The organism is Sphaerochaeta sp. UBA5836 (assembly GCF_002432845.1).
Taxonomy (GTDB): Bacteria; Spirochaetota; Spirochaetia; order Sphaerochaetales; family Sphaerochaetaceae; genus Sphaerochaeta.
In genome coordinates, this window is the sequence record NZ_DJGW01000098.1 from 1803 (window position 1) to 2149 (window position 347).

The window sequence follows — 347 nt, forward strand, 5'->3', positions numbered from 1 at the left end:
GTATTCGATACGATAGCCGGGGTGGTGTTTGCCAAGATTCTCAACCTGTTCGTCAAGCAGAAGGTCAATCCGATGGTAGGGGCTGCCGGTATTTCAGCCTTCCCGATGTCAGCGCGCGTCATCCAGAGGATGGGGCAGCAGGCTGACCCGCAGAACCACCTTTTGATGCATGCAGTCGGGGCGAACGTAGCAGGACAAATTGCCTCGGTCATTGCCGGTGGTGTCATCCTGGGCTTGGTCCCGGGTCTGCTGTAAGGAGGGAATATGAATACTATATTTGGCAAGTCATTGACCCTTATGGCACAAGGAATGGTGGGCATATTTGTTGTGATTCTCATCATCTTCTT

At 52.4% G+C, this 347-nt stretch carries 1 protein-coding gene; it reads left to right on the plus strand.

Features of this window, described 5'->3' with window-relative positions; genetic code table 11:
- The coding region (locus B3F49_RS09300) for a sodium ion-translocating decarboxylase subunit beta (RefSeq protein ID WP_293910601.1) at positions 1–255 on the plus strand (255 nt) is incomplete at its 5' end.
- Positions 256–347 lie beyond the last annotated feature (92 nt).